The following is a 15,535-nucleotide window of genomic DNA, read 5'->3' as shown; positions in this document are numbered from 1 at the left end:
TCGCGCCTATATTTTGCAGCCGTTTATTTTTTGGAGTGTATGCGAATCGCCCTACTATTTCCTTTATTATTTACGCTGTTTAATTCGGCTGCCTGGGCCCAAGCGCCGGCCTGGCAGCAGGCCGTAGCGGCGGGCACTCCTAGCGGAGCTTACTCAACCATTTCGGCCACTGTGGCTGATGCTCAGGGTAATGTGTACGTAGCTGGCAGCTTTGCCGGACCCATTAGCCTAGGGAGTACCACGCTGCTTAATACCACGAGCGATGGCCAGCGCGACGTATTTGTGGCCAAGTGGAGCAGTAGCGCACAGCAATTCTTATGGGTGCAGCAGGCGGGCGGCCCCGGCGCCGATGTGGCAACGGCCATTGCTGTCAGCGGCACCACTGTGTACATAGCCGGTTGGTTCACCAGCCGCCAGGTGCGCGTGGGGCCCCAGGTGCTGCGCAATGCCGACAGCACCAGCCTGGCGGGCACCCGCGATGTTTTTGTGGCCAGCCTCACGGAGGCTAGTGCGGCTGGCACTTTTACGGGGGCCCAGCGAGCGGGTGGCTTGGCCGATGACTATGCTACCAGCCTGGCAGTGAACGGCTCCGGGCTCTACCTGGCCGGCGGCTTTGGCGGGCAGGCCGCCTTTGGCAGCACCAGCCTGCGCAGCGCCGGCAGTACCGATGCCTTCGTGGCGAGCGTGGGGGCTAGCGGTGGCGCGCTGCGCTTTGCCTGGGCCCAGCGGGCGGGTGGGCCGGCCGAGGACTACGCGACTGGCCTAGCAGCCACCGCGCAAGCCCTTTATACGACTGGCAACTTTGCCAGCGCGGTAGCTGACTTCGGCGCCGCTCGCCTGGCCAACAGCAACCCCGACGGCAGCTTCGATGTCTTCGTGGCTAAGCTGACGGGCGGCGCGACGGGCGATACTTTCGACTGGGCGCAGCGAGCGGGCGGCACCGGCGACGACCGCGCTAATGCCGTGGCCACCGATGGGGCCAGCATCTACGTGGCCGGGGAGTTTCAGAGCGCGGCGGCTCGCTTCGGGGGCACTACGCTCGCCAATGCCGGGACCAGCGGCTTGTACTACGACGTGTTTGTGGCGCAGCTGATAGAGGCTGGCGGCACCGGCACCTTTGGCTGGGCCCGGCGGGCCGGCGGGCCCGGCGACGACTACGGCAATGCCCTGGCGGTGGGCAGCACGGGCGTATATGTGGCGGGCGCCTTTGGCGGCAATGTGCCCGGCACTACCACTGCCAGCTTTGGCAACACACTGCTTACCACCGCCAACAGCCTTGATATCTACGTTGCCAAGCTCACCAACACCGGTGATTTTGCCTGGGCGCAGCGAGCAGGCGGTACCAGCCTCGACCGGGCCGCTGCTGTGGCCGTGAGCGGCTCCATGGTGTACGTGGCCGGCGATTTTCTCAGCCCCGCCGCCACTTTCGGTGGTCAGGCACTCCTCACTCCCAGCGGTAGTATTACGGCGTTTCTGGCTTCTCTCGCCGAGGGCGGCCCGCTGGCTACCCTAGCGGCCGGGTGGCCCACCGGCATGCGTATAGCTCCCAACCCCGCCCACGCCAGCACGCACGTGCAGTGGGCCGGGGCAGCCGGAGCCACGGTGGCTACGCTCACGCTCACCGATGCGCTAGGCCGGGTCGTGCAGGTTTTCCACGTCGCACGCTCGTCTGCGAGCCTGGCTTACGAACTGCCGCTAACGGGCTTGGTGCCGGGCGTTTATTTCCTAAACATTCAGACTGGCCCGGCCACGGCAACTGGGCGCCTGCTCGTAGAATGAGCCCCAGCGGCGAGTAGGCCGCTGACTTAGCGCAGTGTAACTGGCAGCGTAACCGGAACCGAGCCAGCAGGACCGACTAGGCGCACCACGTAGTCGCCGGTGGGCGCGGCGGCACCGAGCCCCACAGTGGCTAGCCCCGCAGCCTGCGCCTGGTTGCTCCAAGGGGTTTCCACAACGGCACCCGTGGGCGTTTCGAGCGTCAGGGTGTAGTTGCCGGCCGTGGCTAGGGTCACGTCGAGCTGGTAGCTGTTGCGGTCGGGGTGCTTGAGCATGTCGTATCGGCCGCTTTTGGCCTCGGGCACATCGAGCACAAAGCCTGTGGCGTAGGCCGGGGGCGCGATGCCGGCTTGCCGCAGGCCGGCTTGCAGCTCCGGGATTTTAGCCCCTAGCTGCCACAGCAGGCCACTGCGGTAGTTCTCAATCATGTCGATAATCGGACCCTGGTCAATGGCCAGAAAATCCTGCCCCACCCAGTTGCGCGAGGGGTTGTAGCCGTCGCGCGGGCCATAGGTGCCTGTCAGCTGCGCCCCGAGCGCGCCATAGTAGTTGCGCAAAGCCTGCATGGCGTAGAAGGGCGTGTAGGGAAACGACGACAGGGCCGCCGTGGGCGATACGGTGCCGTTATCGTCGGTTGGCTGGTGCGCCTTATAGCCGCTGGGGTCGTCGGAAGCGGTGAGGCCCCACAGGCTGGTGTAGTAGCCGTAGGCCTTGGGGGCGGTGTAGAGGCAGTAGCTGCGGTTGATAAGCGTATGAGTCACGTTCTGCAGCCAGTAGTTGGCATACTGGTCCTGCATCTGGCGCGGGTCGAGGCTCAGAAACGAGTAATGCGCAAAAAACAGCGGCCCGCCGTAGGCCGGGCCTAGCGGCAGTTGGTAGCCCTCGTAGCCCGTCGGCGTGCCAAAGCCGTTGCTTATCCAGGTGGCTTTGTACACGGCCGGCGCAATGGGGTGCGTGGGCGACCCCAGCGCCAGCACGTAGGTTATCAGCGCTTCGTTCCAGCCCCGGATGGGCATATTCATGGCCCACTGGTACTGCGGGCTCCAGTGCCAGTACAGCAGGCCATCGCCGCGGCTGGCGTACCAGTCCCACTCCACACCTTCCCAGAGCTGCGTAATGCTCTGGCGCAACGCCGTTTCGGCGGCACCACTGCCATCGTAGTAGGCGCGAGCCACCAGCAGGCCGTTCAGTAGGTAAGACGTCTCGACCAGGTCGCCACCATTATCCTGCGCACTGAAGGGGATGACCGCGCCGCTGCTGCCATTGAGCCAGTGCGGCCAGGCCCCGTGAAAACGGTTGGCCTGCTTGAGGAAATCGCAGATTTTCTGGGTGCGGGCCACGGCCTGGTCGCGGGTCAGCCAGCCGCGGCTAGCCCCCACCACCAGCGCCTGCACCCCAAAGCCCGTGCCGCCAGTCGTCACCACATCGCCCGAGGTGCTGCGCTCGCGGGCCATGCCGCTGGCCGGGTGCCCAAAGTCCCAGAAGTAGGCTAGCGTGGCTTGCTGCACTTTGTCGAGCAGGGCACGGTCGGCGGTGGGGTCGGCCACGGTGGGCGCAGTGGGCGTCGGCGTCGGGGTGGGCGTTACCGGCGCGGGGGAGTCGACAGACTTGTGGCAGGCGGCCAGCAGCAAGCTGGCCCCTAGCCCGGCCAGGCGCAAAAATCGAGCGATGAACATTAGGAATGGGTGGGAATGCAAAAGCCTGGGACTCGCGGGCCGAGTCCCAGGCTTTTACGTGGGCAATGGGCTAGTAGCCGGGGTTCTGGGTCAGCTTGCCCCCGCTCAGGGTAATCTCGTTGAGCGGAATGGGCAGCACTTCGTTTTTACCCGCCACGAAGCCCTTGGAGGCCAGCACCTGCGCTGCCCGGCCCTGGCGCACCAGGTCAAAGTAGCGGTCGCCGTACTCCAGCGCCAGCTCCACGCGGCGCTCTTTCCAGATGGCCTGGCGCATGGCATCCTGCGATAGGCCACTGGCCAAGGGGGCTAGCCCGGCGCGCACGCGCACCAGGTTCACATCGGTGAGGGCTTTGGCCGTCTGGCCTAGCTCGTTGGCGGCTTCGGCGTTGATGAGCAATACCTCACCCAGACGCAGCACGCGCAGGTTTTGCGAGTCGCCGTAGTTGCAGGTGTAGGGCACGGCATTGGGCACGTAGGCCTTGGCGTTGTAGCGCGGGTTGGGCGCGCTGGTCGTTATCACGTCGCCCTCCGGGGTGGTTTCGCCGGGGTAAAGGATGGTGGCCATTTTGCGCTTGTCGCCGGCTTCGAAGGCCGCATCGAGGCTAGCCGACGGAATAAAGAAGCCCCAGCCAAACTGGTTGCGCACGCCCTGTACCTGGGCCCACTGCGAGTTGGAGGCGTCGCAGTTACCCGTCACGGCCGAAGCCTGAATTTCAAAAATCGACTCCGGCCCGTTTTCACCGGCGATGCGGAACATCTTGTAGTAGTCGGGGGCCAGCGAGTACCCTAGCCCAATTACCTGGTCAGAAGCAGCGAGCGCGGCGGCCCAGTTTTTCTGGTATAGCTGCACCTTAGACAGCAGGGCGAGCGCAGCGCCCTTGGTGGCGCGGCCCACGTCGGCGCTGGTGTAAGTGGCGGGCAGGATGGCCGCGGCGGCCGTCAGCTCGCTCACCAGGAAAGCATACACTTGGTCTTTGGGCGTACGAGCCAGGTTCAGCTCGTCGGGCGTGACGGGCGGCTTGGTGTAGAGCGGCACATCGCCAAACGCCCGCACCAGGTTGAAGTACATGAGCGCGCGCAAAAACTGCGCCTCGGCCACGTAGCGGGCCTTGAGGTTGGCATCCATGTTGATGCCGGGCACGTTCTGAATGACCTGGTTGCAGAGCAGAATTTCCTGGTACTGCCCGGTCCAGAAGCCTTCCAGCGGGCCGTCGGTGGGCGTTACCCGAAAGAACGTGAAGTTGTTCAGAAACTCGGCATCGCCCGATACGCTGCCCTTCTCGGCGTCGTCCGACGTGAGCGTGGTCACGGCCAGCCAGTTGAAGGCCACCAGGTTCCACTCGCGCAGCTTGCCGTAGGTCGAGATACTGGCCACGGCCGCATCGTTGGCATTCTGGAAGAAGGAAGTGGCCACCGGCTGGGCGAGCGGCGCCACGTCGAGGTACTTGGTGCACGAGGAGGCTAGCGCCAGCACAGCCGCCGCCAGCACTGGCACCGCCCGGCCCCGGAGCGGATTAAGAAACGGGTAATTTTTCATGGGTGGGATAGCGTAGCGCTTAGAAATTAACGTTGATGCCGAAGTTGTAGGTGGCCGCAATCGGGTACACGTTCAGGTCGATGCCGGCGTTGGTGGGCGTGCCGCCTACTTCGGGCGTGAAGCCCTTGTATTTGGTCCAGGTCACGGGGTTCTGCGCGTTCACGTAGATGCGCACACCCTGCACCCGCAGGTTATTAGCCAGCGTCTTCGAGAGATTGTACCCTAGCTGAACGTTGCGCAGGCGGATATAATCCCCGCTTTCAATGTAATACGAGCTCACGTCGAGGTTACGGCCACTCAGGTTGGCCGAGGGCGTGCTATTCGAGGTGCCGGCCCCATGCCAGCGGTTGTTGTAGAAGTCCTGGGTGTAGTTTTCGTTGCCGTAGCGCACTTCGCGCAGCGCATTGAGCAACTCTACACCCGCTACGCCCTGAAAATCAACCTGCAGGTCGAAGCCCTTGTAGCGGAAGTAGGTATTCAGGCCATAGGTGAGGCGCGGGTTGGGGTTGCCGAGCATTACGTAGTCGCGGTTGTCGATTACGCCGTCGCCGTTCACGTCCTGGTAGCGCAGGTCGCCGGCGTGGGCACCGGGCTGGGCCGACTTGGCCGCCTCGGCATCGCTCTGAAACACCCCGGCCACCTGGTAGCCGTAGAAGGCCCCTAGCGGCGCACCCACCTGCGTGATGGTCGACAGGTAGCCGGCCACCGGCAGCGCACCCGCCGACAGCGGCGCCCCGCCGGCCGTGGCCAGCACTTTGTTCTGGTTGTAAGCCCCAGTTATGCCGATGTTATACGAGAAATCGCCGGTACCCTGCGAGTTCCAGCGCAGGGCGGCTTCTACGCCCTGGTTCTGGAAGTTGGCATTGTTGGCGTAGTAGCCCGTGTTGTTGGCATAGCCCGGCCCGGCGAGCACCGGCACCGGAAACACGGCGTCGATGGTGCGGCGGTTGTAGTAGTCCAGCTCGGCCGAGAGGCGGTTGTCGAGAAAGCGCATTTCGAGGCCGGCATCGGCCTCGTGGGCGGTTTCCCAGCTCAGCGTGGGGGCCGTTTGGGTTACCAGGTTGCCCCCGGTCTGGAAGGAAGTACCGATGGGCGCACCGTAGCCCGGGGCAATGGTCACCGTCGAAATCGTGCGGTTGTTGGCTACCCGGTTATTACCCAGCACGCCGTAGCTGCCGCGCAATTTCAGGAACGAGAAGACCGGGTTGCCTTCCATAAACGACTCGTCGGAGATAACCCAGCCCGCGCCCACCGAGGGGAAGTTGCCGTAGCGCGTCGAAAACTGGCTAGCCCCGTCGCGCCGGATGCTGGCCGTGAGCAGGTAGCGGCCCTTGTAGGCGTAGTTGACCCGGCCAAAGAGCGAGAACACCCGGTAGGTATCGAGGCCGGGGTTGGAGAGCGTAGCCGTGCCGGGCGTGCCCAGGCTGAAGTAGTAGTTGTCGCTGTTAACGGCCGTTACGCCGTTGATAGAGCCTACCACGTTATCAACCTGGTAGTTCAGGGCCGTGCTACCGGCCAGCACCGTGAGGTGGTGGTCACCAAACGCCCGGTCGTAGGTGAGCGTATTTTCCCAGGTCAGCTGGCTGGTGAGCTGGTTGCCACGGGTGAGCAGGCTGGTGCGCGTGTATTGCGTTGCCGTGAGCGAATCCTTGGGCTGGTAGTTGTAATACTTGCTGCTGAGGTAGTTAACGCCCACGCTGCTGCGCACGGTGAAATACTTCAGGAAGTTGACCGAGGCAAAGGCGTTGGCAATCAGCGACTGCCCGCGGGTTTGCTGGTGGTAATAGTCGAGCGACGCCTGCGGGTTGGCGAAGCTGCCCAGGCCACCCTGGCCAATGCGGCTAGGGTCGCCGTAGTTGCCATTGGCCTGGTACACCGGCAGCACCGCCGGGGCCACGTAGGCCTGCTGGAAAATATTGCCGGGAATGTCGTTCGACGTCGTATTGGCCAGCAGCGCATTATAGCCCACCTTGATGTGGTCGGTGAGGCTGAAATCTGTCTGGAGCCGGGCCGTGATACGCTCGTAGTCGTTGGTCTTGATGAGGCCCTGCTGCTTGAGATAGGAACCGCTGAACGAGTACGAAATCTTCTCGCTGCCGCCCGATACACTCAGCTGGTGGTTTTGCGTGAGGGCATTGCGCGAAATCTGGTTGTACCAGTCGGTCGAGGCGTAGCCGCTGGTTGGCAGGTTGCTGGAAGCCGGGTTACCCTGAAGAATGTTCTTCTCGTTGTAGAGCGTGGTGTACTGCTCTCCGTTGGCCATCTTAACCTTGTTGGTGGTGGTTTGCACCCCCACAAAGCCGTTGTAGTTGATGCGGGGCCGGCCGGCCAGCCCGCGCTTGGTGGTCACGATAACGACGCCGTTGGCGGCCTGCACCCCGTAGATGGAGGCGCTGGCCGCGTCTTTCAACACTTCGAGCGAGGCAATATCGGCCTGGTTCAGAAAGCTCAGGTCGGCCCCGGCAGGCAGCATGGTGCCATCGACCACGTAGAGGGGGCTAGCCCCGCTGATGGAGCCCGTGCCCCGGATGGTAATCGTCGGGGCGCCGCCCGGCGTGCCGGAGTTGGTAATCTGCACGCCCGCCACCTTGCCCTGAATCGAGCTGATGGGGTTTTGCGAAGCCTGGTTCACCAGGTCATCGCCCTTCACCTGGGCAATGGCACCGGTTACCTCACGCTTGGCCTGCGTGCCGTAGCCCACTACCACCACGTCGTTGAGGGTCTGGGACTGCGGAGAAGCAAATTTGACATCGACCGTGGTGCGGCCGTTGAGCGGCACTTCCTGCGCCGGGTAGCCCACGAAGGAGAACACCAGTGTAGCACCGGCCGGCGCATTGATGGTGTACTGGCCATCGACGTTGGTAGCCGTGCCGTTGGCCGTGCCTTTGACGATGACGTTGGCACCGGGCAGGGGCTCGCCCTTTTCATCCACGATGCGGCCCGTAATGGGTACGCCCGCTTGGGATGGCGCTTGTTGTAAACTCAGGCTGGCTGCCTGCACCGACAGCGTAGCGCCTGGCAGCAATGCCACGGCTAGCCCTACGGCAGTTGCCAGCCCTACACGAGGACGATGCGGCCGCAAAAGGGGTAAAATTTTCATATAACCTCGGGTGGGGGAAGAGTGAAAAGGGGTAAACAAGAAAGCCGGCGGGAGCATTGCGACTATCGGCCGTTAGGCCGCTGCAATAGCCGCCAGGCGGTGGGGCAAACTATCTGACTGCACGAAGCGAAAGGTAACCAAATACCTCATATGCTTTTACTGAAGCGGCTTGACCTTTTAATGCAGCCGGGGCGAAAACCGGCCCGTGGCTTCTGCCGCAAACTGCTTGCCGCTCCTCAAAACTAGCCAAAAAAATCTACCTTCGTTCCAGTATTCTTTCGCCCACCCACCCCATGAAGCTCTTAACTTGCCTGTTGGGCAGCCTGTTGCTGCCCACGGCAGTAGTGCTGGCGCAGCCCGCCAAACGCCCTGCCCCCGCCCCGGCCGCCAAGTTTGATGCCCGCCAGCGCCCGCGCCACCTTTCCGACGAGCAGCTGCTCGACCAGGTGCAGCGCCAGACGTTTCAGTACTTCTGGGCCTTCGGGCACCCGGTATCGGGCATGGCGCGCGAGCGCAGCAACGTGGCCTTCGACTACGGCAACGAGGTGGTGACGACCGGTGGCACGGGCTTCGGCATCATGGCCATTATCGTGGCCGCCGAGCGCGGCTGGATAACCCGGCCACAGGCGGCCGCGCGCATTAATAAGATTGTCAACTTTCTGTGGAAGGCCGACATGTACCACGGCGCGTTTCCGCACTGGCTGAATGGCGACACTGGCCACACTATCCGCTTCGGTATCAAGGACGACGGGGCTGATATTGTGGAAACTTCCTTTCTCTACGAAGGGCTGCTGTGCGCCCGGCAATACTTCACCAAAGACACGCCCGACGAGCAGAATTTGCGCAACAAAATTCTCTGGATGTGGGAGGGCGTGGAGTGGAACTGGTTTACGCAGGGCCAGAATGTGCTGTACTGGCACTGGAGTCCCAACAACGGCTGGAGCATGAACCACCAGATTCATGGCTGGAACGAGTGCCTCATCACCTACGTGCTGGCCGCCGCCTCGCCGCGCTACGGCATTGAGAAGCAAGTGTATGACCAGGGCTGGGCCACCGGCCCCGAGTACGTGAACGGCAAGACCTACCTCGGCACTACCCTGCCGCTAGGCCCCGAACTGGGCGGGCCGCTGTTCTTTTCGCACTACTCGTTTATGGGCCTCGACCCGCACGGCCTCAAGGATGCGCACGCCGACTACTGGCAGCAAAACCAGGCCCACACCCGCATCAACCACGACTACTGCGTGGCCAACCCGAAGAAGCAAAAAGGCTATGGCCCCAACTGCTGGGGCCTCACGGCCAGCGATAGCTGGCAGGGCTACGCGGCCCACTCCCCTACCGAGGACCTAGGCGTGATTTCGCCCACGGCGGCGCTCTCGGCCCTGCCCTACGCGCCGGCCGAGTCGATGCTGGCCATGCGGCACTTCTATGAGGACCTGGGGGATAAGATATGGAGCGAATACGGCTTCGTGGATGGCTTTAGCGAGCAGCACGACTGGGTGGCCAAGTCGCACCTGGCCATCGACCAGGGGCCGATAGTGGTGATGATGGAAAACCATCGCTCGGGCCTGCTCTGGAAATTATTCATGAGCAGCCCCGAAGCGCAGCGCGGTCTGAAGAAGCTGGGGTTTGCCAGCCCTTACTTGAAATAAGTCTGAACCACGGATTCGACGGATTTTTCGGCTTTGTCGGATTTTGTGGACGGCGCATTGCCGCTAGCTCCCGGGGCTTACTTGTTTATCCTTCTTGCTTAGCCACTTACGATTTATTTGGCTTAGCAATTTCATCCCCGCTTGCGCTAGCCTCACCGCTAGCGGCTGAGGCTAGCGCAAGCGAACGCCCACAAACTCCGAAAAATCCGATGAATCCGTCGAATCCGTGGTTCAGACTGTTCTTTCTGCTGCTAGGGCCGCTGCTGGGGCAGGCGCAGCCCGCTAGCCCACTCCACCCTACTTACTGCAACCCGCTCAACCTGGACTACGGCTACACGCCATTTCCGGAGTTTTCGACCGCCGGGCGGCACCGCGCTACGGCCGACCCAGTCATTACGCTTTTCCAGGGGAAATACTATTTATTCTCAACCAACCAGCGGGGCTACTGGTGGAGCGACGACCTGGCAAGCTGGCACTTTCTGGAGCGCTCGTTTTTAAAGCCGGAGAACAAGGTGCTGGACGACTTGTGCGCGCCGGCCGTGGTGGCGCTGCACGACACGCTGCTCGTTATCGGCTCCAGCCACAACCCCAATTTTGCCCTCTGGATGAGTACCAATCCGCGCGCCAACCAGTGGCAGAAAGCTGTCGAAAACTTTCCCGTAGCGGCCTGGGACCCCGATTTGTTTCTCGACACCGATGGCAAGCTCTACCTCTACTGGGGCAGCTCGAACGAATACCCGCTCTACGGCCAGCAGCTGAGCCGCAAGACGTTTCAGCCCATCGGCCAGCCACAAGCCATGTTCAAGCTCGATGATACGCGCTTCGGCTGGCAGCGCTTCGGCGAATACTTGGACAACACCTTTCTGGGCCCGTTTATGGAAGGCGCCTGGATGACTAAATACCAGGGAAAGTACTACTTGCAATACGGCGCGCCGGGCACCGAATTCAGCGGCTACGCCGATGGCGTGCAGGTGAGCGACCACCCGCTAGGCCCCTGGACGCCGCAGCCGCACAACCCGTTTTCGTACAAGCCAGGCGGCTTCATCCGGGGCGCCGGGCACGGCAATACGTTTCAGGACAAGTGGGGCAACTGGTGGCACACCTCCACAATGGTGATTAACGTCAAAAACAACTTCGAGCGGCGACTGGGGTTGTGGCCGGCGGGCTTCGATGCGCAGGGCACACTCTACACCAACACGGCCTGGGGCGACTACCCGCACTACCTGCCCACTGGCCCTAGCGACCACCAGCAGAGCCAGTTTACGGGCTGGATGCTGCTCAACTACGGCCGGCCGGTGCAGGCGTCGAGCACGCTCGGCGGGCACGTGCCCAACCTGGCCGTGGACGAAAGCATCAAGACCTATTGGAGCGCCGCCTCGGCTAGCCCCGGCGAGTATTTCCAGACCGACCTGGGCAGCGTGTGCACCGTGCGGGCCGTGCAACTCAACTACGCCGACCAGGACGTGAACCCCAAATTCCTGGGCCGGCAGCCGGGACTGTATCATCAGTACCGGCTCTACCACTCGCTCGACGGCAAAAAGTGGCAGCTGCTCGTGGATAAAAGTCGCAATAAAACCGACGTGCCGCACGACTATCTGGCGCTGAAAACGCCGCTACGCACACGCTACCTCAAGCTCGAAAACGTGCACATGCCCACCGGCAAGTTTGCCCTCAGCGGGCTGCGGGTGTTTGGGCTGGGCAGCGGCGCGCGGCCGGCAGCGGTGAAGGACTTTGTGGTGCTGCGCACGGCCACCGACAAGCGCAGCGCCTGGCTGCGCTGGGCCCCGGTAGATGGTGCCTACGCCTACAACATCTATACCGGCCTAGCCCCCGACAAGCTCTACAGCTGCATTATGGTGCACGAGGCCAACGAGTATTATTTCAAAGGCATGGACAAGGACCTGCCGTATTACTTCACCATTGAGGCCATCAACGAAAACGGCGTGTCGAGCCGCACGGCCGTGAGCAAAGCCGAATGAGGCCGCCAAGCCCAGCCGCACTGGGGCTAGCGGCCATTTTTTACGCAAAATATTTTTAAGACCTCGCCAGCTGGCCCCGGCTACCGGCTAGGGCACACGCTGCCCCGGCTGCCACGGCTGCTACCGGGGAGCCCTCGCCGGCGCCCCGCAGCTAGGACACACGCGCCGGGCCGCTAAGTGCCTGAGCGGCTTTCGCCGGCCGGCGGCTGGTTGGCCGGCGCGGTTTCGGGCGAGGCAGCCCGCATTTTACCTTGCTGCATTATTATTTCTTCCTACCCTTCCATGAAGCACCAAAAATCGCTTTTCAAGGCCGCCCTGCTGCTGGCCCTGGGCCTAGGCGGCCCCCAGGCGCAGGCCCAAACAAAGCCCAAGGCCAAAGCCAAAACCCCCTTGCCCGCTGCCACTACCCCGGCCGATAATATGCAGCAGTTCGTGGCGAGCCTGATGCAGAAGATGACGCTCGAAGAAAAAATCGGGCAGCTTAATCTGGTGTCGGTCGGCTTCGACGTGACCGGCCCGGTGGTGAGCAAGGACGTGGACGCCAACATCAAAAAAGGCTTGGTGGGCGGCGTGCTGAACACCTACACGCCAGTAGCCGCCCGCAAGCTGCAAGCCCTTGCCATCAAGGAATCGCGGCTGCATATCCCGCTCATCCTGGGCTACGACGTCATTCACGGGCACCGCACCATTTTCCCGATTCCGCTGGGGCTAGCCGCCAGCTGGGACCTCGACGCAATGGAGCGCAGCGCCCGCATCGCGGCCGAAGAGTCGTCGGCCGATGGCATCAACTGGGTGTATTCGCCGATGGTGGACATTGCCCGCGACCCGCGCTGGGGCCGCGTGGCCGAGGGCGCCGGCGAAGACCCCTACCTGGGCTCGCGCATTGCCGAGGCGATGGTGCACGGCTACCAGGGCCCCACCAACGACCTGACTCGGCCCGAAAACGTGATGGCCTGCCTCAAGCACTTTGCGCTCTACGGCGCCGCGGAGGCCGGGCGCGACTACAACACCACCGATATGAGCCGCCAGCGCATGTACAACGAGTACCTGCCGCCCTACAAGGCGGCCGTGGCGGCTGGCGTGGGCTCGGTGATGTCGTCGTTCAATGACATCAACGGCATTCCGGCTAGTGCTAACAAGTGGCTACTCACCGACCTGTTGCGCAACCAGTGGGGCTTCACCGGCTTCGTGGCTACCGACTACACCGCTATTAATGAGATGGAGGCCCACGGCATGGGCGACGAGAAAAAGGTATCGGAGCTGGCCCTCAAGGCGGGCGTAGACATGGATATGGTGGGCGAGGTTTTCCTGAAGCAGCTCGCTACCAACCTCAAAGAAGGCACCGTGAGCCAGGCCGATATTGACCAGGCCTGCCGCCGCGTGCTCGAAGCCAAGTACAAGCTAGGCCTCTTTCAGGACCCGTACCGCGGCGTGACCGAGGCCCGCGCCAAGGCCACGATGATGAAGCCGGCTTTCCTGGCCGATGCCCGCGACATCACGCGCCGCACGCTGGTGCTGCTCAAAAATGAGGGCCAGACGCTACCGCTCAAGAATACGCTGAACATTGCCGTGGTGGGACCCCTAGCCGACCGGAGCCGCGACATGATAGGCAACTGGAGCGGCGCCGGCGATGGCAAGCAGGCCATCTCTATCTTGCAGGGAATCAAGAACGTGGGCGGCGCCGGTGTGCGCGTGACTTACGCCCAGGGCTGCAACGTAACCGACGACGACCAGCTGATTAAGCGCCTCAACGAGCACGGCGGCGAGCTCAAAACCGACCCGCGCCCCGCCGAAACTACCATTGCCGAAGCCGTGCAGGCCGCCCAAGGGGCCGACGTAGTAGTAGCCGTGGTGGGCGAAAGCCAGGGCATGACCGGCGAAGCCGCCAGCCGCGCCGACATCGGCCTGCCCGGCCGCCAGCTCGACTTGCTTAAGGCGCTGAAAGCCACCGGCAAGCGCCTCGTGGTGGTGCTGGTGAATGGCCGCCCGCTGACGCTGCCCTGGGAAAGCCAGAACGCCGATGCCATTCTGGAAACGTGGTTTGGCGGCACCCAGGCCGGCAACGCGGTGGCCGATGCGCTGTTCGGCGTGTATAACCCGAGCGGCAAGCTGACGATGACCTTCCCGCAGTCGGTGGGCCAGGTGCCCATTTACTATAACCACAAAAACACGGGCCGTCCCTACGCGGGCGTGCTGCTCGACAAGTATAAGTCGCGCTACCTCGACGTGCCCAACGACCCGCTGTATCCGTTCGGTTTCGGCCTGAGCTACACCACGTTCACGTATTCCAAGCCGACCGTTAGCCAAGCCAGCCTTCGCCCCGGCGAAGGCCTCAACGTGACCGTGACCGTGCAGAACACTGGCCAGTACGACGGCGCCGAAGTGGCCCAGCTTTACCTGCGCGACATGGTGGGCAGCAGCACCCGCCCGGTAAAGGAACTCAAAGGTTTCCAGAAAATCATCCTCAAAAAGGGGGAGAGTCGCCAGCTCACCTTCCACCTCGCGGCCGACGACTTAAAGTTATACAACGACGACCTCAAATTCGTGGCCGAGCCCGGCGAGTTCCAGGTGATGGTGGGCGGCAACTCGCGCGATGTGCAGATGGCCAGTTTCACGCTAGCCCCCTAAATGCGCTGCTTGCTCCTGACAAGCAAAAAGGCCGCTGCAACGAATGTTGCAGCGGCCTTTTCAGTTGGGCAAAATAGCTTAACGACCTATTCGTCGTCTTTCAGCGAAGCCATGTCGATGACGTAGCGGAAGCGTACTTCCTCGTCCATCATCTTGTCGAAGGCATCGTTAATATCTTGCATCTTAATCATTTGCACCTCGGGCAGAATATCGTGCTCGGCGCAGAAGTCCAGCACCTCCTGCGTTTCGGCGATGCTGCCGATGATGGAACCGGCCACCGAGCGGCGGTGCAGGGCCACTTCCATGTTGTTGAGTGGCGCCTTGTAGGGCCCTAGCAGGCCTACGGTCGTAATGACGCCGTTGCGCTTGGCCAGCTTCACGTAGTCATTCACCTCGAAGGCATCGGGGATGGTGATGAGGATGAAATCGTACTTCAGTTCGTGCGCCTTCATCGAGTCGGCGTCGGTCGAAATCAGCACCTCGTGAGCCCCTAGCTGCTCGGCGGCTTCGCGCTTTTCCTTGTCGCGCGTCACGGCCGTAACGGTGGCGCCCATGGCCCGCGCCAGCTGCACCGCCATGTGCCCCAGCCCGCCAATACCTACCACGGCCACGCTCTGGCCGGGGCCCACTTTCCAGTGCTTCAGGGGCGAATAAGTAGTGACGCCCGCGCACAATATGGGCGCCGCCGCACTTATTTCCAGCGAGTCGGGGATGCGCAGCACGAAATCTTCCTTCACCGTCATGTTGGTCGAGTAGCCGCCGAAGGTGTTGAAATCCTTATTTTCGGGCTTCATGTAGCCGTTGTAGGTAGCCGTCCAGCTCACGGGCCCTTCGCAGTAGTTTTCCTCCTTCTCCTTACAGGCCGGGCACACCCCGCACGAGTCAATCATGCAGCCCACGCCCACTATGTCGCCTACTTTGAATTTGGTAACGCCGCTGCCTATCTCATCGACGCGGCCTATAATCTCGTGCCCCGGCACGCAGGGATAAATCGTGTTGTGCCAGTCGTTTTTGACCTGGTGCAGGTCGGAGTGGCACACGCCGCAGTAGAGAATGTCGATGTGTACTTCGTCGGCCTTAGGCGCCTCGCGCTCAATGTCCATCGGCTTGAGGCCGTTGAAGACAGAACCGCTAGCCCCATAGGCTTTGGTGGGAATGGTTTGCATTAGGGAGAGTGGAAAAGGAATGTT

At 62.5% G+C, this 15,535-nt stretch carries 8 protein-coding genes; 4 read left to right on the top strand and 4 right to left on the bottom strand.

The window, feature by feature from the left end:
• Nucleotides 1-39: 39 nt before the first annotated feature.
• On the top strand, nt 40-1,779 hold the full coding sequence (locus J4D99_RS14475) for a T9SS type A sorting domain-containing protein (protein ID WP_208132444.1): 1,740 nt from the start codon (nt 40-42) through the stop codon (nt 1,777-1,779).
• Between the two features lie 26 nt (nt 1,780-1,805).
• Here J4D99_RS14475 and J4D99_RS14470 read toward each other — a convergent pair whose 3' ends face one another.
• From J4D99_RS14470 to J4D99_RS14460, 3 genes are all read right to left on the bottom strand, one after another.
• The gene (locus J4D99_RS14470) at nt 1,806-3,452 is read right to left on the bottom strand and encodes a glucoamylase family protein (protein ID WP_208132443.1); all 1,647 of its coding nucleotides are present in this window, start codon (nt 3,450-3,452) and stop codon (nt 1,806-1,808) included.
• 70 nt (nt 3,453-3,522) lie between these two features.
• Nucleotides 3,523-4,989: a RagB/SusD family nutrient uptake outer membrane protein gene (locus tag J4D99_RS14465; protein ID WP_208132442.1), complete on the bottom strand. Its 1,467-nt coding sequence runs from the start codon at nt 4,987-4,989 to the stop codon at nt 3,523-3,525.
• Nucleotides 4,990-5,008: 19 nt separating this feature from the next.
• A complete protein-coding gene (locus tag J4D99_RS14460) occupies nt 5,009-8,020 on the bottom strand; it encodes a SusC/RagA family TonB-linked outer membrane protein (protein ID WP_208132441.1) in 3,012 nt (1,003 codons plus the stop codon).
• Between the two features lie 362 nt (nt 8,021-8,382).
• On the opposite strand from J4D99_RS14460, the gene J4D99_RS14455 reads away from it, so the two are divergent.
• The 3 genes from J4D99_RS14455 to bglX all read left to right on the top strand — a co-directional run bounded on the left by J4D99_RS14455 (nt 8,383) and on the right by bglX (nt 14,345).
• Nucleotides 8,383-9,738 carry a glucoamylase family protein gene (locus J4D99_RS14455; protein WP_208132440.1) on the top strand — a complete coding sequence of 452 codons (1,356 nt, stop codon included), beginning with the start codon at nt 8,383-8,385 and terminating at the stop codon, nt 9,736-9,738.
• Nucleotides 9,739-9,947: 209 nt separating this feature from the next.
• Nucleotides 9,948-11,717, top strand: a complete 1,770-nt coding sequence (locus J4D99_RS14450; RefSeq protein WP_208132439.1) for a family 43 glycosylhydrolase — start codon at nt 9,948-9,950, stop codon at nt 11,715-11,717.
• 282 nt (nt 11,718-11,999) lie between these two features.
• Nucleotides 12,000-14,345 (top strand): beta-glucosidase BglX, encoded by a 2,346-nt coding sequence (bglX, locus tag J4D99_RS14445; protein WP_208132438.1) that lies wholly within the window; start codon nt 12,000-12,002, stop codon nt 14,343-14,345.
• An 86-nt stretch (nt 14,346-14,431) separates the two neighbouring features.
• Here bglX and J4D99_RS14440 read toward each other — a convergent pair whose 3' ends face one another.
• A complete protein-coding gene (locus J4D99_RS14440; protein ID WP_208132437.1) occupies nt 14,432-15,511 on the bottom strand; it encodes an NAD(P)-dependent alcohol dehydrogenase in 1,080 nt (359 codons plus the stop codon).
• Nucleotides 15,512-15,535: the final 24 nt, after the last annotated feature.

The sequence above is a fragment of the Hymenobacter sp. BT559 genome (genome assembly GCF_017571525.1).
Lineage (GTDB): Bacteria > Bacteroidota > Bacteroidia > Cytophagales > Hymenobacteraceae > Hymenobacter > Hymenobacter ginsengisoli.
The sequence above is the reverse complement of the archived record's forward strand: the minus strand, read 5'-3'. Positions and strand labels throughout refer to the sequence as shown.